Source organism: Candidatus Krumholzibacteriia bacterium (genome assembly GCA_030748535.1).
In the GTDB taxonomy this organism is placed as follows: domain Bacteria; phylum Krumholzibacteriota; class Krumholzibacteriia; order JACNKJ01; family JACNKJ01; genus JASMLU01.
In genome coordinates this window covers 1-23,306 of the sequence record JASMLU010000010.1, presented here as the reverse complement: position 1 = coordinate 23,306, position 23,306 = coordinate 1, and the positions used below count along the sequence as shown (strand labels likewise).

The following is a 23,306-nucleotide window of genomic DNA, read 5'->3' as shown; positions in this document are numbered from 1 at the left end:
TTGAAGCAGGAAGGAAGAAAGCAAGTCCTTGTCCTCCTTCGCCGGGAGCTTCGTCGCGCCCGCTGGCGTCGCATCCGGGAGTTTCTGCCTCCGATGAAGCGGGTTCAGGCCGGCCTGGCGATTCTCTTTCTTCTCTTTCTGCGTTTCTTCCCGCCGGAGAACCCGGAGGGAGGGCAAGTCTTCTCGCTTCTTTTCATTCTGGCCCTGATTCTTCCGGTGTTGATAGTTCTCCTTCGCAGTGTCCGGGACTTTCCGGATCCCCGCCGCCTTCTTCGCCGCTATGAGGAAGAGGGGCGAAGCGGGCAGATGCTCGAAACGGCCCGGGAGTTGTCTTTGGGCCAGATGGCCGGCAAGGGCTATTCGCCGGAACTGCTTTCGGAGGTTCTTCGCCGCTCCCTGGAGGAACTGGGTGCAGGCCTTCCGGAGGCGAAGTCCTCGTCCCTGCGTCGGGCCTGGCTTCTGAGCCTGCCCTTTATTCTCGGAGCGATTGTCCTGATCCTCCTTCCCACGCCCGCAGGCATAGCCCCTTGGGACTTCCTTCTTCATCCCACCCAAATCTCGCACTACGAGGAAAGCGCCTTCCTGCTGGTCTGCCCCGGTGACCAGGAGATTCTGGCCGGGGAAGCTCTTATGCTCGAGGCCCGGGAGGAGGGACTTCCCTGGCGTTTTCCAGGTCGAGTGAAACTGGAAATTGACGAAACGGGAGACCTTTTCCGCGAGCTTCCCCTGCGGGAAGAGGATGGCCGATGGAGCCATGAACTTCGCGATCTAAAGCGTTCCTTTCGCTATCGCTTCCGCAGGGGACGCAGCCGGAGCGAGCTCTTTTCCGTGGAAGTCTACTACCCGCCCCTGCTCGACAGTCTGAAGATCCGGAGTCGCCCGCCCGCCTACACCGGTCTGCCCGAAGAAGAACACGATCTTCTTCTCGGGCAGCTTCCCCTGCCGCAGGGAAGCGAACTGGAATTGCGGGGAGGAGCCTCTTCCTCACTTTCAGAAGCCTGGCTCCATTTCAATGAAGATTCTCTCTCTCTTGACATCGAAGATCGGCAGCTCTCGGCGAAGTTGAATCTGGAGGAGAGCCTGAAGATTCATTTTTCCCTTTGCGACCTTCATGATTGCTGGAAGCGGGGGCAGCGTACGGTGGAGATTCTCGCCCTTGAGGACAGGGATCCTGAGGTCCGGATTATGTCGCCGGCAAGTGAGTCCTCCCTGAAGCAGAACCTGCGCGTGCAGGTGGAAGTCCTGGCCATCGACGACTACGGCCTGGACTCTCTCGAACTTTTCTCCCGGATTCTCGGTCGCCCCGACACGGTATCCATGAAGATCCCTCTGGAGGGTAAGCCGCTTGCGCGTCGCGCGGAGGTCTTCGACTGGAAACTCGAAGGCCGCAATCTCCTTCCCGGAGACATTCTGGAGTACTGGATTGAAGCGCGGGACAACCGCCCGGCTCCCGCAGGTCGTGGTCGTAGTGCCGCGCATCGCCTTCGCCTTCCCTCTCTTCGCGAAGTCTATGAGGGTCTCGAGGAGCGGGGGGCCGAGCGAGATGACTTTCTCGATGACATGATCGAAGAGAGCCGCGAGCTCTCCGAGGATCTGAAGCGTCTGGAAGAGGAGTTCCGGGCGGATCCGGAGCTTGACTGGGAAGTCGAGGAAGAACTGGAGAAGGCCTTCGAAAAACAGAAGGAACTCTCCGAACAATTGGGGGAACTGTCCCGCCAGATGCAGGAGGGTCTTGAGGAGTTTCAGGAGAACCAGCTTCTCTCCGAAGACATGAACCGCAAGCTGGAGCAGATCCAGGAGCTTCTGGAGGAACTGGAGGGAAGCGAGGCCGGAGAAATCCTGAAGCGCTTCCAGGAGATGCTCGATGAAATGAACCCCGGCGAACTGGCCGACGAGCTTCAGGAACTCCGGCTTGATGAAGAGGCTCTTCTCGAACAGTTGGAAAGAACCCGCGAGTTTCTGGAACAGGTCATGCGGGAACAGAAGATGAACGAACTCCTGCAGCGGACCGATGAGTTGATGGAAGAGCAGTCGGCTCTTCGCAAGGAGACCGCCGACGCAGAAGATGAGAAGATGTCCGGGGAACTGGCCGGGGAACAGGAAGGGCTGGCCGAGAAGACCGAGGAACTGATGGAGGATGTCGGGGAAACCGCTTCAGAAATGAGCGAGGAGTTCCCGGATGCTTCCGAGAAGATGCAGGAGGATTCTCCTTCGCCCTCGGAGCCAATGCGAGATGCGGCCCAGGAGATGGAAAACCCCGGCGGCCAGCCCGACAGTTCACAAAAGGAGGCCGAAAAGCAACTCCTGAAGCTCTACTGGAGAATCGCCCGGGCACAGTCGATGATTCAGGGGAAGATGGATGCGGAGACTCTGGAAGGTTTTGAAAAACTGACGGCGGCGAGCCTGGAGCTGTCTCTTCGCATTGAAAACCGGAGTCAGGAAGTTCAAAGCCTGCTCCGCGCCGGGCAGGATCAGCAAAGAGAATCTTCCCGGCAGCAGATGAACCTGCTTCGAAGTGCCGAGCGTTTTCAGGAGGCGATGCAGGAGCTTTCCCGGAAGTCCCTGACTCTGGCCCCTCTGGCCAACCGCCTGGGTCGTCGCCTTCTGGAGGGTCTCAAGGAAAGTGTCTCCGGTCTGGAGGCCGGCAAGGCCATGCAGGCCCTGAAGTCCACTCATGTCTCTCTCGATGCGGCCAACCGGATTTCCATCGAACTGCTTCACGGAATGCAAATGGAAGGACAGGGCGGGGGTTCCTGCTCATCCCCGGGGAGTCTCGGGCAGATGAAGTCCATGCTCCAGAAACAGGAACAGCTGAACCGGGAAAGCGGGCAGATGAAGGAGCAGATGGGTCCCGGAGGACTGAGCCCCGGCGAGCGGGCCGCCCTGCAGCGTCTCAAGGCGGAGCAGGGAAAAATCCGCGAGGGCATGGGAGAGATGATGGAGGGAGGCGAGTCCTCTCTGGGCCGCCTCGACCGGATTCTCGAAGACATGAAGCAGGTGGAGAAGGATCTCGCCGAAGGACGGCTCAGCGACGAGACACTTCGAAGGCAGGAGAAGATTTTCGATAACATGCTCGACGCCCAGCGATCTCTTCACCGGAGGGATTTCAAGCGAGAGAGAAAGAGCCGAAGCGCTGAGGATCTTCGGCCCCTCTGGCCCGGTGACCGGGAGTCGGACGATCCCATGGCCGCCCTGAGGGATGCCATTCGCCGCGGTCTGCGGGAAGAAGCTCCTGCGGAGTACGAGGAGCTCATTCGCGACTACTATCGAAGTCTTCTGGAGAGTGAAAGGAAGCGGCTCCGATGAGGGTTCTTGTTTTACTATTCCTCGCCCTGCCTCTGCTGGCTCGTGAGCTTCCTCCGGAAAGAGCCATTTCCTCTTCCCTGCGCGAGGCCGAGTTTTACGAAAGAAGTGGCAGGCCGGACCTGGCTCTCGGGATCATTGAGGGGCTTCTGGAAGCTTACCCGGATCAGGATCGTCTTCGCTTTCAGTATGCGAAGAGCCTTGGCAACATGGCTCGCTACGAGGAAGCCGACAGCCTTCTGAAGCTTCTCGCAGAAGAGGCTCCCCAGAGCCGGGCCTACCTCATTGAGCGTGCGAGCCTTCTTCTTTCTGCAGGAAGGGAAGAAGAGGCGACCGGACTTCTCGAGGGGCTTTACCAGACGAGAAAGCACTATCGTGACTACCAGGACATTGCCGAGGTCTGGCAGCGGGCCGGTCATTACGACAAGTCCAGGAACACGCTACAACGCGGTTTGCAGGAACTTCCGATCGGGGAAGAGGCGGGGAGGGGCCTTCTTCTTGTTCGCCTGATGGAGGAAGAACTTCTTTCAGGGAAAGAGGAGGAGATCCTCGCACTCTTGTCGGAAGAGGAAAGTCACTTTACTTCCGGCGGACAATGGAAGTTCGTGCTGCGAAAGGCCAGCGAGCTTCTTCTTCAAAGCGAGAGATCCGGGGACCTTCTTGCACCCGCCGACAGCCTTTCAGAAATTGATAAAGACGGCAGTCTCGCCGCCCCGCTTCGGCAGATCTACTTTCGATCCGGAGAGTGGGAGTCCTATGTGAGGGAGGTTCTCCGAAGCTCGTTTTATCCGGAGGGGGGAAGCCGTGCCCGCTGGATCCATCGGGAGGCTCTTCGCCTGAAGCACCGGGACGCTGCGGCTCCTCTCTGGGAAGCCCTCGTGGAAGAGAAGAATCACTCGCTGTCCATGGAGGCTCAGGAGCAGCTTCTGCTCATGCGCCTGAACCTGGACCGACAGCAGCGTTTGCAGGGAATCCCGGCAGACAGGAAATCCATGGACGGGATTCTCGGAGAAATCCGGGGACTGCTCGAGGAGAGCCAGCCCCTCGAAGGCGCTCTTTCTCTTGTGATTCTGGAACAGGAACTTCTTCGCCTGCGCTTGGGTCGCGTGCAGGAGGCAGACGCTCGCCTCTCCGAAGAACGCCTGCGAAAGAAACGGCCCTGGAATGCCCGGACACTTCCCCTGCTCGAGGAGCAGGAAGGGCTGAATCTCATGGCTCTCGGCGAACTGAAGGAGGCAAGGGAGCACTGGGACCGGCTTTCCCGCATCTATTCGAGTCGCCCGAACATTGCCCAGCTTGCCCGCTTTCATTCCTTCGAGCTGGGGGCGATTCTCGACTCCGCGTCTGCTGCTCGCGACAGCCTGGCCGCTTTGGCCAAGGAGGATCCTTCCTCGCTTTTGGCGAACGACTGCCTTTCCCGCGCTCTCTTTCTTGCGGAAATCGATTCCTGGCCCCGTGCTCTTGGTGAACTGGGACTCCGAAGCCTGAGCCTGGAGCTTCAGGCAAAACCTGTCGAAGCGGCGGCCTTGCTCCATAGCTTTTGCGAGGAGTTTCCCGAAGAGGAACCCCTGCCCTCCCTCCTTCTTCGCATCGGGGATCTACAGAGCCTTGCCCTCCGGGGGGAGGCCGCCCGGGAATCCTGGCTTCGCCTGTCCCGCGACTTTCCCGAAGACCTGCGCCGCCCGCTCGCCCTTGAGCGCGCCGCCCGTATCAGTCTGGACATGGGCGACGGCGAAACCGCCAGTAGGATTCTGGATCAGTTACTGGAAGAGCATCCCGAGAGTCTCTTCCGCCCCTCGCTACGCGATCTTGCCGAAGCCCTGGAGGAATGGTCATGAAGAGACTGCTGTGGATCCCCCTTCTCTGGGCACTTCCCCTTTCGGCGGACTTGCTGATCCCCATGGATCTGGTACAGACTGATCACCTGAAGGCCTATGGCCTGGTCTTTCATGTACTTCAGGAAGAAGGGGAAGCCTGGTGGCTTCTGAATTACCGGGGAGGTTCCTTTCTTCTTCCCTCTTCCACATTCGCAAAAAGAGAGGCTTCCCGCATGGGGGTCAAGCTGGAGGAAGTGCGAGCGGGGGAGAAGGTCGGCATCTTTGCCACAATTGAAGAAAACAACATGGAAAAGGTGCTGCTGGAAAAAGCTCCGGAGATGGCCATCTATGCCCCGCCGACCAAGCAGCCCTGGGATGATGCCGTGATGCTGGCTCTGGAGTATGCGGAGATCGACTACACTTTGCTCTATGACGGGGAGGTACTCCGTGGTGATTTGAGCGACTTTGACTGGTTGCACCTGCACCATGAGGACTTCACCGGACAGTACGGGAAGTTCTACGCCTCCTATCGCAGGGAGGTCTGGTATCGAAAGCAGCAGCGCCTCTTCGAGAAACTGGCCGCCGAGGCCGGCTTCCCTTCGGTCAGCGAGCACAAGAAGGCAGTGGCCCGGGCGATTCGAGGTTTCGTGGATCGCGGTGGCTTTCTCTTTGCCATGTGTTCGGCAACGGACAGCTTCGACATATCCCTGGCCTCTGAAGGAATCGACATCGTGGACAGCCCTTTTGACGGCAATCCGCCCGGGATCGGTTTTCAGGAGAAGCTCGACTTCGGAAAATCACTTTGCTTCGAGGACTTTCACCTGATTCCCGGGCCCATGGTCTACGAGTTCAGCGACATTGATGCGACGGGGCAGGCTGCGCAAAGAGGAGAGGGGCGTGACTGGTTTACGCTCTTTGAGTTCTCTGCGAAGTTCGATCCGGTTCCCTGCATGCTTGTGCAGAATCATGTTTCCGTCGTTTCCGGTTTCATGGGCCAGACTACCAGCTATCACAAACGCTTCCTGAAAGATCATGTGACAGTGATGGGAGAGGTGGAGGGAGCCGAAGAGGTTCGCTATTTGCACGGAAAGAGCGGACAGGGCACCTTTACCTTTCTCGGGGGCCATGACCCGGAGGACTATTTCCACCGCGTCGGAGATCCTTCCACCGAGCTGTCCCTGCACCCTCATTCGCCCGGATACCGCCTGATTCTCAACAACGTTCTCTTTCCCGCAGCAGAGAAAAAGGAGCGCAAGACCTGAGTCTGGATTCGGTGTCGGTGTTTATGTTATAATCACTCTTCACCCCATGGCCTTACGGTATGCGCACTCGGGAGGATCCATGCGTCATCTTGTGCTTCTGCTTCTCGTGTTATTCTCTCTAACCGCACTCGCAGAAATGGATGTTGACGGGATTGAGGAACTTCTGCCTCGCCATGAAACCCGCGCCGAACGCCTGAAGTGGGAAGGCCGGGAAGACGAGATGCCTGACCGGGATCGTATGAGCGACCCGCCGCCCCAGGCTCCTGTTCGTAATGTAGCCGAATGGGAACCGGCCACGGGCGTGATCGTTCGCTATCCCCTGGGACTTCCCTACAGTTTGCTCCGCGATTTTGACGATGATGTCACCCTGCACGTGGTGGTCTCGAACGGCTCCTATAACAGCGCGGTCAGCAACCTGACGAACAATGGCGTGGACATGGACAGGGTGGAGTTCCTGATCCGGAGCAATGACTCCATCTGGACTCGCGACTACGGCCCCTGGTATGTCTTCGATGGAAACGGTGATGTGAACATCATCGACCATACCTACAATCGCCCCTGGCGCCCGAACGACAACATGATTCCCGTCTACTTCGGCCAGCAGCAGGGCATTCCCGTCATTAGCCACGACATGTTCCACACCGGCGGCAACTACATGACCGATGGCCACCACATCAGCATGTCCACGGAACTGGTCTATAACGAGGCGTCCAGCAACAACGGCATGAACTCCTCGCAGGTCGATCAACTCATGTTCAACTATTACGGCGTGGAGGATTACGAGGTTCTCGATTACATCGAGAGCGGGGGCATCCATCACATTGACACCTGGGCGAAGTTCCTTGATGAGGAAACCGTGCTGGTCAAGGAAGTCTGGCCCAGCCACCACACCTACACGAAGCTCAATCAGCGGGCGGCCCTGATCGCCAGCCTTCAGGCTTCCACGGGACGCAACTATCAGGTGCATCGGGTCTATTGCCATGACATCGGCTGGAGTGATCCCGCCAGTTACACGAACAGCCTCATCCTCAACGACTGTGTCTATGTGCCCACCTTCGGCAACAGCTCCTATGACAATCAGGCTCTTCAGGCCTATGAAGATGCGATGCCGGGCTACACGGTGAGTGGCTACTACTACAGTGGATTCATCACAGACGACGCTCTTCACTGCCGCGCAAAGGGTGCCTACGATGCGGGGATGTTGCGGGTGGAGCACGTTCCGCTTCGGGAGGAAATGACCGGGCCGGTGGAGATCACGGCCCTCGTGGATGATCGAAGTGAGAGCGGTGTTTCTGTCGTGGAACTGCATTACCGTTTTGCCGGAGAGTTCTGGCAGACGATCAACATGAGCGCACAGGGCGGCGATCTCTATGCCGCTGAGATTCCCTCTCCGGTTTCCGACACCAGCGTGGACTACTACATTCACGCCGAAGACAACAGCGGCCGCGTGGAGGGTATGCCCCGCGTGGAACCTGCTCACTGGTACAACTTTTCCATCCTTGCCGGCGACATGACTTCCGCAGGTCCCGCCTCTGCGCCAGCGAGACTGAATGCGGCCTACCCGAATCCCTTCAATCCGAAGACCACCTTTTCCTTCGAACTGGAGTATGCGGATCCGGTACTTCTTCAGGTTTTTGATTCTTCCGGGCGCCTGATTCGCAGTCTGATCGACGGGCCCTGCCAGCCGGGGACAACAGAAGTGGACTGGGATGGCCGTGATGATGCCGGTCGCCGTCTGGCCTCCGGGGTCTATCACTACCGACTGCGTGCTGCGGGGATCCAGTACAGCCGCCCCGTGGTTCTGGCGAAGTAAGCCGACGAGACACTGTTTACCCAAGCCCTTCTGCCTGTCAGGGGGGCTTGGGTTTTGAATCCATGCACCCTAATTCACGAAGTTTCAACAAGTTCCATGCTTTCCTGCTTGACCAACCGAGATGTCGGATGTATTCTGATATCCGAAACAGGCTGTGGACCCGCCGAACCCCCTGGGTGCGCAGCCTTTCTTTTGGGTTGAAGGGAGGTGAGGACCCCGTCGGGTCCAATCATGGAGAAATTTCCCCAATGTCTCAAGTGTGAGAACGGTGATCTCCTGCCGCTCAGTGACTATGGCCGTGATGGTGCGACCATCCAGTACAAGGCCTGGGTCTGCAGCAATCCGGAATGCGGACACAACATTCGCATCGACAACGGAGAGCTCAGCATTGGCAGGCCTCTGGGCGATCGCGACCGCTAGATGAAGCGGTTTCCCGAACCCCCCTCTTCGGGGGGTTTTTTTATGCCCGGAATTCCCGAAAGAGGAGGGAGGAGAAGAAGGCAAAGAGAGTCAGCCCCAGAAGAATCCAGCGCAGAGGGTGAAGAGCGAAGGGGGAGTCGAGAAACACGGCAGACTCCGTGGCGGGCCAGTTCCACAATGCGATGAGATTGGCGAGGTTCCAGCTACCGTGGGCAATGACGGCAAGTGTCAGATTCCGGCTCTTCCCCAGGATCAGGGCAAACCAGACTCCCAGGATCGCCACGGCCGGTGCCGAGAAGAGGGGATGGATCACTCCGAAGAGCAGGCCGCTGATCAGGGCTGCCGGAAAGAGCGACATCCGGCGATCCAGCAAACGGAAGGCGACACCCCGAAAGAGGATTTCCTCTCCCAGGGGCACCAGCACGGCGATTCCCAAAAAGAGAAGGCTAGCTTCAAGAATCCCCCCCGGAATCATCCACTCCATCATCTTCAGGTACTCCGGATTCGGAGGGAAGTGTCTGGCGAAGGGGATGCTCAGAGTTTCCAGAGGAGGAACCAGGCTCAGGGTGGCTCCGACCACGAGAAGCATCTCCTTCCAGGAAGGAAGGCGAAGCTCAAAGCAGCTCGGGAAATCCACTCCCGCTTTCCAGCAGAGGAAGATGAAGGGCAGGACAATGCCCGCACCCACGCCCATACAGAGTCCCAGTCCCATCGACAGGGCCGACTTCCCCGCAAGCAGGATGCTCCCTGCCAGAAGCTGATGGAGAAAGAGGGACAGCCCCGCAAAGAGCAGGAGGAACCAGGGGCGATGGAAATCCAGCAGTGAGTTTCGACTCATGGGCGAAGTATCGCCCATGCTTCATAAAGAAGCAAGATGGGCTTTGACTTCCCGGGCTGTCGGGATACAATCCACCCGGTACGATTTTACTTTCACTCAAGGAGCCCCCATGAATCTGATTCTCTTTGTTCTCCTTTTTCTGGCCGGCCTGGGCCTGGTCTTCTTCGGCTCCTCTGCACAAATGCAGGCGGGTCGTCCGAAGACCGTCGGGAGCCTGATGGCTCTTGTCGGGCTGATCGGAATCGTGGTTCAGAGTGTGGTTTCCATCCCCGCCGGCCATGTCGGCCTGAAAGATCTCTTCGGAAAAGTCTCCGACGAGGTTCTCAATCCGGGGATTCACCTCGTGAACCCTCTGCTGACCGTAAGACACATGGATGTCCGCACCCAGGAGATTACGGAAACGGCGACCGTGCCCAGCAAGGAAGGGATGAATGTCCGGCTGGATCTTTCCATCCTCTATCGTCTGGACCGCACCATGACTGCCGATGTGTATCGCGGCATCGGAATGGATTATGCCCAAGTCTTCATCATTCCACAGCTTCGTGCAAAGGTTAGAGGTGCGACGACCAATTTCGAGGCCAAGGCACTCTACACTTCTCAGCGCGAGGCGATCGCGTCCTCCATTCTGGGGGAACTGATCCCGGTCTTTGAGGCCCGCGGGGTTGTTCTCGAAAAGGTGCTGCTTCGTTCAGTCACCTTGCCGACCACCGTGGCCCAGGCGATCGAGCAGAAACTTCAGGCCGAGCAGGAAGCCGAGCGCATGAAGTTCGTTCTTGATCGGGAAGGTCGCGAAGCCGAGAGAAAGCGCATCGAGGCCAAGGGAATCCGGGACTTCCAGCGGATCGTCAGCGAGGGGATCAATGAGAACCTTCTTCGCTGGAAGGGCATCGAGGCCACGGAGAAACTGTCCAACAGTCCCAATGCGAAGATCGTCGTGGTGGGTGGCGAGGACGGTCTTCCCCTGATCTTCAACACGGGGAAATAGCCTGCCATGTTTCTTCTGACTGCCTCAGAAATGAGGGAACTGGATCGGAAGACGATCGAGGGCGGCCATGTTTCCGGGACGGAATTGATGGAGCGCGCGGGGCGGGGAGTCTATGACATCATCCGCCAGCGTTTTTCATCGCGACTGGAGCGCCGTCGCATTGTGCTGCTTTGCGGCAAGGGAAACAACGCGGGCGATGGCTTTGTCATCGCCCGCCACCTTATGGAGGCCGGTGCCCTTGTGACGCTCTTCCTGCTCGCCCCCCCTGCGGAGCTTCAGGGAGATGCCAGGGATGCCTTTGAAAAACTGCTTCCCCTTCAGCCCGAGATCTTCCCGCTTTCAGACGATGCCGGCCGCAGCCTCTGCGCTCAACAGCTGGAGGCATGCGATCTGGCCATAGATGCTCTCTTTGGCACGGGCCTGAAGGGGGGCCTGCGGGAGCCGGGTCTTTCTGCGGTGAACATCCTGAACCGCCATGCCCCCCGTGTCCTGTCCGTGGATCTTCCCAGCGGGCTATCCGGGGACGATGAGAGCGTCGAGGTCTGTGTGGAAGCCGACCTGACGGCCACGATCGGCTTTGCAAAGACGGGGCTTTGCGGAGAGCCTCGCTGCGGGGAAATCCTGCGTGTGGACATCGGTTTCCCGCCGGACCTGTCCGCAAAAACAGCCGGGGATCTTCGGGCACTCGATGCAGAGGAAGCCCGGAAGCGGCTGCCGCTGGTCTCTTCCCGGGAACACAAGTATCAGCGAGGGTCTGTACTCATTGTTGCGGGTTCGACTGCCTATGGCGGCGCTCCTCTGCTCACGGCCTCAGCGGCGCTTCGCAGTGGCGCAGGCATGGTTCGATTGGCTCTGCCAGCTTCCCTGGTTCCGCTTCTTCAGGCTCGCCTGCCTTCGGTGATTGCCCATTCGCTTCCCGAAGAAGAGGATGGCAGTCTTGGCGAAGCCGCCTTCGAGGAACTGTCCCGACTGGAACCTCGCTGGGACGCTCTTGGCATCGGTCCCGGTCTCGGGCGTTCTCCGGAAACTCTCTTGTCCCTTCGCCAGTGGCTGGAAGCGGTGGAGATTCCCGCAGTCATTGATGCCGATGCCCTTTTTGCCTGGAAAGAGGACTTCGATGCCCTCTCCCTGCATCCTGCCCCCCGGGTTCTCACTCCCCACAGCGGAGAACTGGGAGCCCTTCTGGGGAAAAGCAGCCAGAAAGTGAACCGGCAGCGGATGAAGATTCTGCGTTCCCTGGATCCCGGGAACCGGGTGCTTCTGCACAAGGGGGCCGCCACGATGATTCGAGGCGGGGGGGCGGAGATTTACGGACTTCTCAGCGGACACCCCTCCATGGCACGCGGGGGAAGCGGCGATCTTCTGACGGGACTGATCGCCGGTATCCTGGCCCAGGGTTCCGAGCCTCTTGATGCAACACTTCTTGCGGCCTGGATCCACGGAGAGGCAGGAAGACGAGCCGGAATCAGCCGGGGAAGAGCTGCGCAGTCGGAAGACCTGATTCCGGAGTTCGCCGCTGCCTGGCATCAACTGGAGAATCCTCTTTCGGTCACCTGGGACGATGAATGATCTTTCTCGGCATCGAAACCAGTTGTGATGACAGCTCGGTGGGTCTCTATTGCAGCGAGCGCAAGGGTCTTGCCATGCTCATGGCAACGCAGCTGGAGCACCGCGAGTTCGGGGGAATTGTCCCGGAGATCGCAAGCCGCGCCCACCTGAAAAACCTGCCTCCCGTTCTGGGAGCCTGTCTGGAAGATGCCCATCTGGAGCTCTCCGACATCGACGCCATTGCGGTGACCCGCGGTCCCGGTCTTCTGGGCTCTCTTCTGGTGGGGGTCTCCTTTGCCCGGGCCCTGGGCGAGAACCTGGGTCTTCCCGTTCTCGATGTTCATCACATTGAAGCCCACCTTCTGGCTAACCATCTGGAAAGGGACATGGAGTTTCCTTCCCTGGCTCTTCTGGTTTCCGGAGGGCACAGCCAGGTGATCCTCGCCAAGGCTCCGGGACAGTACCAGCTTCTTGCCACGACTCGTGATGATGCCGCCGGAGAGGCCTTCGACAAGGTGGCCAAGGTGATGGGTTTGAAATTTCCCGGGGGCCCTAAGATCGAGAAACTTGCCCACAGCGGAGATCCCGCCGCTCTTCCCTTTCCCCGCGTTCGCATGAAGGACAGAAGCCAGGATTTCAGTTTCTCGGGACTGAAGACCGCGGCCCGCCTGGCCTGGGAGGGGGGAGCTTCGGAGGGGAGCATGGCCGATTTCGCTGCCTCCTTTCAGGCGGCCGTGATCGGGCAACTGATGGACCGCTCTCTGGAATTGGCCCGGGGCCGTTTGCTTCGAGCCTTCTATCTGGCAGGCGGCGTGGCTGCAAATCGCCGCCTTCTGGAAGAAGCGGAATCACGTTTCGCCCCTCTGGATATTCCTGTCTATGCCCCCCGCCCGGCCTGGTGTACGGACAATGGCCTGATGGTTGCCTGTGCAGGATTTTTCCGGCATGAAGCCGGGATTACCGCCTCCGAAAACCTGGAGCCATTCAGCCGGGGGCTCATTGAGAGCTGGGCTCCCTAGGCTTCCCGGTCCTTCCTTCCCGTTTCTTTCTCCAAAAGCCTCATCCTTTCTTTTGCCGCCTCGAAGGGGAAAGCCCTCAAGGTCTTGTCCGATAGGCCGATATGGATTCTGCGGGCACATCCCTTGCTTTGCAGTGGCAAAGGGCGGGGAGGTTCCCGCCAAATCCGGAGACAAGCATGGAAGCTCCAACGATTCTGGTAATCGAGGACGACGCTGCAATCCGGCGCATCATGGAGTTTCAACTCCAGCGCGCCGGATACCGTGTTGTCGCGACCGACAATGGCGAGGAAGGTCTTGAGATCGCACGATCCCTTCAGCCGGATCTGCTGCTTCTCGATGTCATGCTTCCCCGCATGGACGGCCATGAGGTTTGTCGCCAGATTCGCAGGGACTTCAAGATCTCCCAGACACCGATCATCATGCTGACGGCTCGCAGTGAGTTGCGGGACCGGATTTCCGGGCTCGAGCAGGGCGCGAACGATTACATTTCCAAGCCCTATGATCAGGTGGAAATCCTGGCCCGGATTCGCAACCTCCTGGCGCTGGCCCGAAACCAGCGGGAAGCCAATCCCCTGACCGGCCTTCCCGGCAATCCGGCCATCGAGTCGGAACTGACGCGCAGGATGCAGGCCGGAGAGGACTTCGCTTTCCTCTACATCGACATCGACAACTTCAAGGGCTTCAACGACACCTACGGCTACGCCAAGGGAGATCAGGCCATCAAGATCCTGGCGGAAATCCTCAGCGAGCAAAGTCAGGAGCGCGAGGGAGAGGACATCTTCACGGGCCATGTCGGTGGCGATGATTTCGTCATGATTGCCCACAGGGAGAGCGGCGGGAAGATCGCCGAGGAGATTGTCGAGCGTTTCGACCTGCGGAAGAAAGAACTCTTCCGCATGGCCGACCTCAAGCGCGGCTTCCTTTCGGTTCTCGATCGACAGGGAGTGGAGCGTCGTGTGCCCTTGATGACGCTGACCATCGCACTGCTCAGGAACCAGGACGACAAGTTCCAGCATGTCGGGCAGTTGAGTGATGCAGCCTTTGAATTGAAAAAGTTCGGAAAGAGTTTCGCCGAGAGCATCGTGGTATGCGAGCGCCGGGGCGAGAGGGATTCGCAGGACAGTGAATCGAGTGAAACCCACGCAAGCCCGGACCTTCGGGCAGGAACCTGATCGGAAGGGAGCCATCGTGTTTCAGGGAAAAGTACTGGTCGTTGACGACGAGGTCTACATTCTCCACATCCTTGACTTCAGCCTTGGTGCAGAGGGCTTTGAGGTAATTACCGCCGCCGATGGCGAGCAGGCCCTGGCCAAGGCTCGCGCCGAAAGACCGGACCTGATCGTGATGGACATCATGATGCCCCGTCTCGACGGCTATGAAACCTGCCGCCGCCTGAAGAGCTATCCGGAAACCCGCGAGATCCCGGTCTTGCTTCTGACTGCCCGGGGACGCGAGGAAGACCGGCAGAAGGGTATTGACTGTGGCGCAGATGACTACATTACGAAACCTTTCAGCCCGAACAAGCTGATCCGCCGGGTCAGTGGAATTCTGGGCATCAAGAGCTAGTACCGGTCTTACTCGGGCCTGCGCGATCCCCCCGGAACAAAGTCCGGGGGGATTGCATTTTCTGATTTCCCGCCCCTTCCTTCCCCTGCCGGAATCCGCTAGAATGCATACTTCCCCTTCTCTGGAGGATCATGACACGGGCCGCCGCGACCCCGAAGAAAAGCAAGCCGGAGCCTCGCTATTTGGACATAGCGCCGGTGCTTCCCCTGCGTCGCGTTTTCAGCTATCGGGTTCCCGGGGGTGTGGAAACCCCGGCAGCAGGCAGCCGGGTAAGGATTCCCTTCGGATCCGGAACAGAAACAGGTTTTGTAATTTCCGTTCGCAGTGCCGGAAGTCTGGATCCTGCGCTGCGTCGCCAGCCGAACCGCATTCGTGAAATCGGAGAGGTGCTGGATCCGTTTCCCTGGCTGGACGCATCACTTCTGTCTCTGGGCCGCTGGATTGCCGACTACTATGGAAGTTCTCTGGGAGAGGCTCTTCGTGCCATGGTTCCGGTGCGCCCGCTGATCCGGCCACGCGCAGTTCCGGAAATACCCGAACCAGAAGCGGCGAAGATTCCCCGCCTGACCCGGGAGCAATCCCTTGCCATGGACGAGCTTCATCCCTTTCTCGACAAGGCTGCTTATGCCTCCTTTCTGCTTCATGGAACCACGGGAAGTGGGAAGACGGAGATTTACCTGAGATCCATCGAGAAAGTGATTGCCAGGGGGAAGCAGGCCATCGTCCTGGTTCCCGAGATCAGCCTGACCCCGCAGATGGCTCGCCGCTTTCGGGAGCGGCTGGGAACTCGTGTAGGCATCTTCCACAGTGGCCTGAGTGCAAGCGAACGATTCGGGGTCTGGACTGCGGCCCGCAAGGGGGACTTGTCGGTGGTTCTCGGCCCCCGGTCTGCGGTTTTCGCTCCCTTTTCCAATTTGGGTCTGGTGATTCTCGATGAGGAACACGACTCTTCTTATAAACAGAGCGAGAAGCCACGCTACCATGCACGCAGCGTTGCCCTGATGCGAGCCCGCCGTGCGGGAGTTCCGGTGATCCTCGGCTCTGCCACGCCGAGTCTGGAAAGCCTGCACAATGTGGACAAGGGCAAGTTCCGCCTTCTGGAGCTTCCCCACCGGGTCGCCGGCGGTCACCGCCCCCGGATCGAAATTGTGGATCTCTGTGGCGAGGAGGATGGACTTTTCTCACTTCCCCTTGCGAGCGCTCTCGAGGAGTGCCTCGCAAGGGGGGAGAAGGCCATGCTTCTTCTCAATCGCCGGGGACACAGCCGCCTTCGTCTCTGTGCTTCCTGCGGAGAGGTACTCAAGTGCAGTCGTTGCGATATCAGCCTGACCTACCATTCGGGGCGCAATCGCCTGCTTTGCCACTACTGCGGACAGGAGAGGGCTCTCCCGAAGGCCTGCCCGGAGTGCGGCAAGACGAAGTGGAATCTTTCGGGTCTGGGAATCGAACAGGTGGAGATGGATCTGAAGATGCGCTTCCCGGGCTATCCCGTCTTGCGGATGGACTTCGACAGCACCCGGAAGAAAGGAGCTCATGCTACGATCCTCGCTGAGTTTTCCCAGCCCGGGCCCTCCCTTCTTCTCGGCACCCAGATGATCGCCAAGGGACACCACATTCCGGAAGTGACCCTCGTCGGCGTGATCTCTGCGGACACGGGTCTATTTCTTCCCGACTTCCGGGCGGCGGAGCGAAGCTGGCAGTTGCTTGAACAGGTTTCCGGGCGCAGTGGCCGGGGGGATCTCCCTGGTCGGGTCATGATCCAGACCTGGCACCCCGAGCACCGGGTTCTCGGGAGCCTCTCCCGCGATGATGCCTCCTCTTTTCTGGAGGAAGAGCTTCAGGAAAGGCGGCAACTGGCCTATCCACCCTGGAAAAAGCTGAGCAGCCTGCTGGTTTCCGCACCGCAAGAGACATTGGCACTGAGGGCGGCAGAACTCCTGATTCAACGCTTCTATGAGCAGTGGCCACGACATCGTCTGGACATTCTCGGGCCGGTGGAAGCCCTTCTTCCCCGCCTGAAGGGGCGTTTCCGGCAGCAGATTCTCTTCAAGGGAAACCTCAGTCGGGAGCAGAAAGCCTGGTTCCCCGAGACCTTCTCCGGGATCCAGAAAGAACTGCGAAGAAGTGGCGCCCTGCAACTGGAAATCGATGTGGACCCGGAGGCTCTCCTCTAGCTCTTTCCCCTCCGGATGCCTTGACTTTTCATCACTTGCGAAGTACCGTCCAATGGTTCCCCAAGATAGGGATTCTTGAAACGGACTGGCATTGCTCGATTCCCTCCCGCCAGCCGGCACTCTTCGAAGGTCCAAGGAGGATTGGTCTGGAATGAAGTACGCGAACCTATTCACGACAGGTATTCTGGCTCTCCTCGCTCTCCTGATGGGCTGCAACTCCATGCAGACCTCCAGTGCGATTCTTCGCTATCAGCAGGGCGAGTTCGAGATGGCCGAGAGCCTTTGCGTGGAGGCCCTGAAGGTGAACTCCGAGGACGGAGAGGCATTCTTCTATATGGCTCTCGCGCAATCCGAGCTTCAGGATTACCGCAGCGCCTATGACAACTTCCGCAAGGCTTCCGAAATGAAGCCCGAGCGCCTGGAATTGGCCGAAGCGAACATCGAGAAGAACTGGCGCGATGTTTATAATGAAGGGGTGAGCTACACCCGCGATGAGAACTTCGATGTTGCCATCGAGTTCTTCACGCTGGCCACGGAGGCGAATCCCGAGAACCCCAAGGGTTACAGCAACCTGTCGAAGGCCTACTGGTCCAAGGCGGAGAAGATCCGGAAGCTCGACCGCTTCGAGTATCTCTCCCTCCTGCAGGCTTCCTTGGAGAACCTGGAACTGGCCCTTCCTCTGGAAACCGAAGAAGAGGCCCGTGAGGGAACCGCACGCCTGCTTTGCACCGTTCTCGGCAACCTGTATGTGAACAGTTCCGACGGGGATCGCGATCCCTTCCTCACCCGTTACCGTGAGGTGACCGGAGAGTATCCCGATTACTACAGCACTCACGAGGCCTTCGGCTACATCCTCTATGAAGAGGGACAGAGGAACAAGACCTTCTACCCCTTCGCGGGACAGGCTCTTGCCCAGGCCGCCAAGCTTCGTGAGAAGGCTCAGGATCCCGAAGGTGAAGTGGCCATGTTCGCCGGTGTCGCCTTCATGACAGCCCAGCTTTTCGAGCAGGCTTCTGTCAACTTCGACATCGCTCTCGGAATCAATCCGAATGACCAGCAGCTCTGGTACTACAAGGAGTTCTGCGACTACAAGAACCTGAATTTCCAGGAAGCGATTCGTGCGGCAAAGATGCTCCAGGACAGCTTCAAGAGTGCGGATCCGGAAGTCTTCAAGATTCTCTTCCTCTGCTACAAGGATCTCGCCGTAGCCGCGGACGAGGGCGGAGACAATGAGGGTTTCCTCGCCAACCGCACCCTGTATGAAGACTCCTACCGGGCCTTTGCGACCTACAAGGGTCTGGCCGATGACACTCCTCCCCTGCTCCTTTCCCAGGCGGAACTTGCCGAGCAGGAGCGTCGTGAGAACGCGCTCTATGAGAAGGATGAAGTTGCCATTCTGGACGCGGAAATCGAGGGTCGCTTCATCAAGGGAACCCTGCTGAACAAGCGGGAAGATCTCGTGGAATATGTGGAAGTTACCATCGACATTCTTGATGAGATGGGCGAGGTCATCGACAACGCCTATGCCGAGGTCGAGGAAATCGAGTCCGAGCAGGAAGTGGAGATTTCCGCCTTCTTCTCGGCCGATCCCGAAGAAGTGGCCGGCTTTGAGGTCACCGACCTCCTGATCGAATAGGAATACCCCCCGGGGCAGGCCTTCCCCAGGGGGCTTTTCTAAACAATGACTTTACAAGGCCTTGCACTGTCGGATCTTGACAGGAACCACAGAATACGGTAGATTTGTACTGAAGGGGCCCTTTCCGGCTCCCTGGATTCCAAATCAAGATCCATGATTACGAAAGCAAACCGCTTTCGCACGCACCATTTCCGGAGCAACACAATTTGAAAAGCGATATCGAAGAAAAGACAAGCCGCCCCCGGCGACGCCCGTCCAAGCGACCCTCCCGCAGACATTCTCCCCGCACTCCCCAGTCTCTCGGGGAACATCCCAATGGCGAAGACGCCGATCCGGATATCGTCACACGCGACGGGGCCAATGGGCAGGTCACGGACATTGCAGACCTGAAAAAGCAGACGATTCAGGAGCTTTCCGAAAAGGCCGCCGAGCTCGAAATCGAGGGCGCCAGTTCCATGAGGATGCAGGAACTGATCTTCCGCATCATCGAAGCGCAGATTCAGGCCAAGGGTTTTATCTTTGCCGAAGGGGTGCTGCAGATCCTGGGCGAGGGCTATGGCTTCCTTCGTTCCCCCGACTACAACTACCTTCCCGGGCCCGATGACATTTACATCAGCCCCAGCCAGATCAAGAAGTTCGACCTGCGTACCGGAGATACGATTACCGGCCAGGTTCGCCCACCCAAGGACAACGAGCGTTATTTTGCGCTTCTGCGAGTGGAGGCCATCAATCATGAGGCTCCTGTTCTGGGCAAGGGCAAGATCTTCTTCGATAACCTGACCCCCCTTTACCCCGAGCAGAAGCTGGAACTGGAGTACGATCCCAAGGATCTTACGACTCGTGTGGTGGATCTGCTCATGCCCATTGGTCTCGGCCAGCGCGCCCTGATCGTGGCTCCTCCGAGAACGGGAAAAACGGTTCTGTTGAAGAACATCGCCAATGCGATTGCCACGAACCACGAGGATGTGGCCCTTATCGTTCTGCTCATTGACGAGCGTCCAGAAGAAGTGACCGACATGCAGCGATCGGTAAACGGCGAGGTCGTCAGTTCAACCTTCGATGAGCCGGCCGACCGTCACGTGGCCGTTTCCGACATGGTCATGGAGAAGGCGAAGCGTCTGGTGGAGGCGGGTCGCGACGTGGTGATTCTTCTTGATTCCATTACCCGCCTTGCCCGCGCTCACAACTCCGTGGTTCCCCATTCGGGCAAAATCCTGTCCGGCGGTGTGGACAGCAATGCGCTACAGCGCCCCAAGCGTTTCTTCGGTGCTGCGAGAAACATTGAGCAGGGCGGCAGCCTGACGATCATTGCAACGGCCCTGATTGAAACCGGAAGTCGTATGGACGAGGTGATCTTCGAGGAGTTCAAGGGAACCGGTAACTCGGAGATCGTTCTCGACCGTCGCCTCAGCGACAAGCGTATCTACCCGGCCATCGACATCTTCCGCAGCGGAACGCGAAAGGAAGAGTTACTGCTCGGGGAAACCGTCCTCGGCAAGTCCTACATTCTGCGTCGCTTCCTCAGCGAGAAGCCCATTGGTGAAGCCATGGAGTTCCTTCTGGAGAAATTGACCAAGGCAAAAACAAACACCAAGTTCCTGGAATCCATGAACGCCTGACCATTCGGAAGCACGCAGCTTTCGGGGGCAGGAAAAGGAGTAAAATGAAAAAGGGAATCCACCCGAAATATGTTGAAAGCAAGATTACCTGTCTCTGCGGCAATGTGATCGAGACCCGCTCGACCCTTCCGGAGATTCATGTGGAAATCTGCTCCAGTTGCCATCCCTTCTACACGGGCAAGCAGAAGCTGGTCGACACGGCCGGCCGCGTGGAGCGGTTCCAGAAGCGTTACGGCGACTACAAGAAAAAAAGCCAGGGTTAAATTCCTGCGATTGAACGGGGCGCGTCAGGATTGGCGCGCCTTTTCTTGTGTCCTCCAATTCAGCTTGTAGAAAGAGGTCTGCTGCCATGTCCAGGGAATCCTATGCAGTCGGGGGTCAGGCGGTCATCGAGGGCGTGATGATGCGCGCAAAGGACTACATCGCCTGTGCCGTGCGGAGTCCTGAAGGCGAGGTGGTTCTGAAGAAGGAACCCTTTCGCAGTTTTCTCGTCCGGTTCCGCCTTCACAAGATTCCGATTCTCCGGGGAGGGATCGGTCTGATCGAAAGCATGATCGTCGGCATGCGCATGTTGACCTATTCCGCAGAAGTCGCCATGCCGGAAGAGGAGAAGAAAGAGGGTAGGGCCTGGCTGGACCGCCTCTGGATGATCCTGACCCTGATCTTTGCCTTTGTGGCCGGCCTGGGTCTCTTTTTCTACATCCCGCTGATTCTCACTGATCTGGTTCCCGGCACGGAGAGTTCTCTGGCTTTCAATCTGGTTGACGGTCTCTTTCGACTGCTGATCTTTCTTGCCTACATCTGGGTTATCAGTCTCTGGAAAGACATGCGCCGTGTCTTTCAGTATCATGGTGCCGAGCACAAGACGATCAACGCCTTTGAAGCCGGAGAAAAACTCAGCCCCGAAGTAATCCAGAGCTACAGCCGCCTTCACCCCCGTTGTGGTACGAGCTTCCTTCTTCTGGTGATGCTGGTCTCCATCCTGGTTTTTCTCTTTCTTGGTCGCCCGGAAACAATTGGTGACCGCCTGATTCGCCTTGCCTTTATCCCCCTGATCGGGGGAATCTCCTATGAGCTGATCAAGTTGAGTGCGAAAGGAAGCTGGAAGTACTGGCTGGCACCTCTGGTCTACCCGGGACTCGGTCTTCAGTTGATGACCACGAAGGAGCCGGACCTGGATCAGTGCGAGGTTGCCCTCTGTTCTCTGGCCGCCTGTCTGCCCCCTGATGAGCTAGAAGAAAAAATCGCAGAAGAGTGGATTCCTGCCGACGGCGAAATGGAGAAGGGTGAGGAATGAAGGATCTGAGCGGGAAGGTGGACAAGGTGCTGAATCGCCTCGAAGAGGTGGAGAAGCATATGGTGGATCCTGCCGTTCTCAGTGATCGCCGCAGGGCCAAGGAAGTGGGGGGCGAGTACAAGCATCTGAAGGCTGTGGCCGAAGTGGGCCGCCGCTGGCTTCAGTCCTGGAATTCACTGGCAGAAGCCAGAGAGCTTCTGGAAGCCGGAGATGATGAACTGGCCGAACTGGCCCAGCAGGATATCGCCGAAGTAGAGGAACTTCTTCCCGTCATGGAGAAGGAACTGGAACTCCTTCTGGTTCCCAAGGATCCCGACGACGATCGCAACCTCATTCTGGAAGTTCGCGCGGGGACAGGCGGCGACGAGGCCGCTCTTTTCGCCGGAGACTTGCACCGGATGTATCAACGACACACAGAGAAACAGGGCTGGAAGATGGAGGTTCTCTCTTCCACGGAAGGCTCATCCGGGGGGCTCAAGGAAATCATCATCGGAATCAGCGGCGAAGGCGCTTATGGGCGTCTGAAGTTTGAGTCCGGTGTGCATCGTGTCCAGAGAATCCCCGCTACGGAGTCCAGCGGACGCATACACACGAGCGCTGCCTCGGTTGTCGTCATGCCGGAAGTGGAGGAAGTCGAGTTCGATATCGACGAGAATGAACTTCGCATCGATGTCTATCGTTCCTCCGGGCCTGGGGGACAGAGTGTCAATACCACCGACAGCGCTGTTCGCATCACCCACGAACCCACGGGGCTTGTCGTAAGCTGTCAGGATGAAAAGAGCCAGCACAAAAACAAGTCGAAGGCCCTGAAGATTCTGGCATCCCGTCTTTACGACCTGAAGAAGTCCGAACAGGAAGCGGAAATCAGCGCCCAGCGAAAGAGCATGGTCGGTACCGGAGACCGCTCCGCCAAGATCCGTACTTACAATTTTCCTCAAGGGCGCATCACGGATCACCGCATCAGTATGACCCTTTACAGTCTGGCCGGCTTCATGGAAGGCGAGATCAACGAGATGATCGATGCCCTGATCCTCGACTACCGCGAGAGTCTGCTTGCGGTAGATTCCCCTTGAAGCCCTCATCTTCGAGAAGAACCCTGCAGTTGATTCCTCTGGCAACGGAGTACCTGAAGGCTGCGGGAGTGGAAAGCCCCCGCCTTCAGGCGGAACTCCTTTTGGCCCACCTTCTTGGATCGAGCAGAATCGATCTCTACCTCCGCTTTGAGGAGGATCTGTCTCCCGGGATTCTGGACTCCTACCGCCAGTTCTTGCGCCGAAGACGCGACCGCGAACCCCTTCAACTCATTCTTGGCGAGACGGAGTTTTTCTCCCGCCCCTTTTTCATGGAGCCTGGTGTCTTTATTCCCCGCCCCGAAACCGAAATCCTCTGTGAAGAAGTTCTGAAACGGCTCCCGAAAGGCCCCCGTTCTGTTCTTGAGATGGGCTCCGGTAGTGGCGTGATTTCTGTGACTCTTGCTGCAGAGCGAGAGGATCTGGAGATCTGGGCCAGCGACCTCTCTCAGGAAGCACTCCAGGTCAGCAGAAAGAACGCAGAGAGGCATGGCCTACTTGAGCGAATCCACTTTGAGGAGTGCAGGGGGCTTCCCGCAGGAGAGGGCGAAGCCGTAGACCTCATCGTGAGCAACCCGCCCTACATCCGCCTTGAAGAAAGCGAGACCCTGGAGCCCGAGGTCATTGATTATGAACCCCGGGATGCCCTCTTCGGCGGAGAGGACGGACTGGAGGCCTATCGCTATCTGGCTGATGTCGCTCCGGATCGTCTGAAACAGGGGGGGATTCTTGCCGTGGAAATCGGTGCAGATCAGGGCGAAGAGGTTCTGAACATCTTTCGTAGTTCCCTGAGTGGAAGTGCCGAGCTTTTGCCTGACTACGCTGGCCGGGACCGGATTGTGATCATCCGCGTTTGAGAAGTAAGTTCTGGCCGGGAAATTGTTCCTGGCTCCCTCTTTGCCTTCCTCCGGGCATGGAGACCTCTGCAGATACCTTCTT

The 23,306-nt window shown here is 58.2% G+C and carries 18 protein-coding genes; 17 read left to right on the top strand and 1 reads right to left on the bottom strand.

Annotated elements, in window-relative coordinates; genetic code table 11:
- The 5 genes from QGH30_08320 to QGH30_08300 all read left to right on the top strand — a co-directional run bounded on the left by QGH30_08320 (nucleotide 1) and on the right by QGH30_08300 (nucleotide 8,615).
- Entirely contained in the window at nucleotides 1–3,306 is a 3,306-nt protein-coding gene (locus QGH30_08320; GenBank protein MDP7022341.1) for a hypothetical protein, read from the top strand.
- On the top strand, nucleotides 3,303–5,141 hold the full coding sequence (locus QGH30_08315; GenBank protein MDP7022340.1) for a hypothetical protein: 1,839 nt from the start codon (nucleotides 3,303–3,305) through the stop codon (nucleotides 5,139–5,141). Before QGH30_08320 ends, QGH30_08315 begins: the two co-directional genes overlap by 4 nt.
- The gene (locus QGH30_08310) at nucleotides 5,138–6,382 is read left to right on the top strand and encodes an asparagine synthetase B (protein ID MDP7022339.1); all 1,245 of its coding nucleotides are present in this window, start codon (nucleotides 5,138–5,140) and stop codon (nucleotides 6,380–6,382) included. Before QGH30_08315 ends, QGH30_08310 begins: the two co-directional genes overlap by 4 nt.
- Nucleotides 6,383–6,461: 79 nt before the next feature.
- The gene (locus QGH30_08305; protein MDP7022338.1) at nucleotides 6,462–8,195 is read left to right on the top strand and encodes an agmatine deiminase family protein; all 1,734 of its coding nucleotides are present in this window, start codon (nucleotides 6,462–6,464) and stop codon (nucleotides 8,193–8,195) included.
- A 231-nt stretch (nucleotides 8,196–8,426) separates the two neighbouring features.
- Nucleotides 8,427–8,615 (top strand): hypothetical protein, encoded by a 189-nt coding sequence (locus QGH30_08300; GenBank protein MDP7022337.1) that lies wholly within the window; start codon nucleotides 8,427–8,429, stop codon nucleotides 8,613–8,615.
- A gap of 40 nt (nucleotides 8,616–8,655) precedes the next feature.
- On the opposite strand, the gene QGH30_08295 is transcribed toward QGH30_08300, so the two are convergent.
- Nucleotides 8,656–9,453, bottom strand: a complete 798-nt coding sequence (locus tag QGH30_08295; protein MDP7022336.1) for a type II CAAX endopeptidase family protein — start codon at nucleotides 9,451–9,453, stop codon at nucleotides 8,656–8,658.
- A gap of 109 nt (nucleotides 9,454–9,562) precedes the next feature.
- On the opposite strand from QGH30_08295, the gene QGH30_08290 reads away from it, so the two are divergent.
- The 12 genes from QGH30_08290 (at nucleotide 9,563) to prmC (ending at nucleotide 23,224) form a co-directional block, all read left to right on the top strand.
- Complete coding sequence (locus QGH30_08290; GenBank protein ID MDP7022335.1) at nucleotides 9,563–10,438, top strand: prohibitin family protein; 876 nt, start codon at nucleotides 9,563–9,565, stop codon at nucleotides 10,436–10,438.
- A 6-nt stretch (nucleotides 10,439–10,444) separates the two neighbouring features.
- Complete coding sequence (locus QGH30_08285; GenBank protein ID MDP7022334.1) at nucleotides 10,445–12,007, top strand: NAD(P)H-hydrate dehydratase; 1,563 nt, start codon at nucleotides 10,445–10,447, stop codon at nucleotides 12,005–12,007.
- A complete protein-coding gene (gene tsaD / locus QGH30_08280; protein ID MDP7022333.1) occupies nucleotides 12,004–13,005 on the top strand; it encodes a tRNA (adenosine(37)-N6)-threonylcarbamoyltransferase complex transferase subunit TsaD in 1,002 nt (333 codons plus the stop codon). The genes QGH30_08285 and tsaD overlap by 4 nt, the downstream gene beginning before the upstream one ends.
- Nucleotides 13,006–13,181: 176 nt before the next feature.
- A complete protein-coding gene (locus QGH30_08275) occupies nucleotides 13,182–14,177 on the top strand; it encodes a response regulator (protein MDP7022332.1) in 996 nt (331 codons plus the stop codon).
- A complete protein-coding gene (locus tag QGH30_08270) occupies nucleotides 14,137–14,571 on the top strand; it encodes a response regulator (GenBank protein MDP7022331.1) in 435 nt (144 codons plus the stop codon). The genes QGH30_08275 and QGH30_08270 overlap by 41 nt, the downstream gene beginning before the upstream one ends.
- Nucleotides 14,572–14,702: 131 nt before the next feature.
- The gene (priA, locus tag QGH30_08265) at nucleotides 14,703–16,745 is read left to right on the top strand and encodes a primosomal protein N' (GenBank protein ID MDP7022330.1); all 2,043 of its coding nucleotides are present in this window, start codon (nucleotides 14,703–14,705) and stop codon (nucleotides 16,743–16,745) included.
- Nucleotides 16,746–16,896: 151 nt separating this feature from the next.
- Entirely contained in the window at nucleotides 16,897–18,381 is a 1,485-nt protein-coding gene (locus QGH30_08260) for an FxLYD domain-containing protein (GenBank protein MDP7022329.1), read from the top strand.
- A 338-nt stretch (nucleotides 18,382–18,719) separates the two neighbouring features.
- Complete coding sequence (gene rho, locus QGH30_08255; GenBank protein ID MDP7022328.1) at nucleotides 18,720–20,000, top strand: transcription termination factor Rho; 1,281 nt, start codon at nucleotides 18,720–18,722, stop codon at nucleotides 19,998–20,000.
- Between the two features lie 44 nt (nucleotides 20,001–20,044).
- Nucleotides 20,045–20,263, top strand: coding sequence for a 50S ribosomal protein L31 (gene rpmE / locus QGH30_08250; GenBank protein ID MDP7022327.1), 219 nt, complete (start codon nucleotides 20,045–20,047; stop codon nucleotides 20,261–20,263).
- An 86-nt stretch (nucleotides 20,264–20,349) separates the two neighbouring features.
- A complete protein-coding gene (locus QGH30_08245; protein MDP7022326.1) occupies nucleotides 20,350–21,297 on the top strand; it encodes a DUF1385 domain-containing protein in 948 nt (315 codons plus the stop codon).
- Nucleotides 21,294–22,370, top strand: coding sequence for a peptide chain release factor 1 (gene prfA / locus QGH30_08240; protein MDP7022325.1), 1,077 nt, complete (start codon nucleotides 21,294–21,296; stop codon nucleotides 22,368–22,370). Before QGH30_08245 ends, prfA begins: the two co-directional genes overlap by 4 nt.
- Entirely contained in the window at nucleotides 22,367–23,224 is an 858-nt protein-coding gene (gene prmC / locus QGH30_08235) for a peptide chain release factor N(5)-glutamine methyltransferase (GenBank protein ID MDP7022324.1), read from the top strand. Before prfA ends, prmC begins: the two co-directional genes overlap by 4 nt.
- Nucleotides 23,225–23,306 lie beyond the last annotated feature (82 nt).

Excerpts from the sequence above, each read along its gene's own strand:
- QGH30_08245 (MDP7022326.1), top strand. The coding sequence starts at position 20,350 with ATGTCCAGGGAATCCTATGCAGTCGGGGGTCAGGCGGTCATCGAGGGC.
- priA (MDP7022330.1), top strand. The coding sequence starts at position 14,703 with ATGACACGGGCCGCCGCGACCCCGAAGAAAAGCAAGCCGGAGCCTCGC.
- rpmE (MDP7022327.1), top strand. The coding sequence starts at position 20,045 with ATGAAAAAGGGAATCCACCCGAAATATGTTGAAAGCAAGATTACCTGT.
- QGH30_08300 (MDP7022337.1), top strand. The coding sequence starts at position 8,427 with ATGGAGAAATTTCCCCAATGTCTCAAGTGTGAGAACGGTGATCTCCTG.
- tsaD (MDP7022333.1), top strand. The coding sequence starts at position 12,004 with ATGATCTTTCTCGGCATCGAAACCAGTTGTGATGACAGCTCGGTGGGT.
- QGH30_08310 (MDP7022339.1), top strand. The coding sequence starts at position 5,138 with ATGAAGAGACTGCTGTGGATCCCCCTTCTCTGGGCACTTCCCCTTTCG.
- QGH30_08315 (MDP7022340.1), top strand. The coding sequence starts at position 3,303 with ATGAGGGTTCTTGTTTTACTATTCCTCGCCCTGCCTCTGCTGGCTCGT.
- QGH30_08295 (MDP7022336.1), bottom strand. The coding sequence starts at position 9,453 with ATGAGTCGAAACTCACTGCTGGATTTCCATCGCCCCTGGTTCCTCCTG.
- QGH30_08305 (MDP7022338.1), top strand. The coding sequence starts at position 6,462 with ATGCGTCATCTTGTGCTTCTGCTTCTCGTGTTATTCTCTCTAACCGCA.
- QGH30_08275 (MDP7022332.1), top strand. The coding sequence starts at position 13,182 with ATGGAAGCTCCAACGATTCTGGTAATCGAGGACGACGCTGCAATCCGG.
- QGH30_08260 (MDP7022329.1), top strand. The coding sequence starts at position 16,897 with ATGAAGTACGCGAACCTATTCACGACAGGTATTCTGGCTCTCCTCGCT.
- QGH30_08285 (MDP7022334.1), top strand. The coding sequence starts at position 10,445 with ATGTTTCTTCTGACTGCCTCAGAAATGAGGGAACTGGATCGGAAGACG.
- QGH30_08290 (MDP7022335.1), top strand. The coding sequence starts at position 9,563 with ATGAATCTGATTCTCTTTGTTCTCCTTTTTCTGGCCGGCCTGGGCCTG.
- prfA (MDP7022325.1), top strand. The coding sequence starts at position 21,294 with ATGAAGGATCTGAGCGGGAAGGTGGACAAGGTGCTGAATCGCCTCGAA.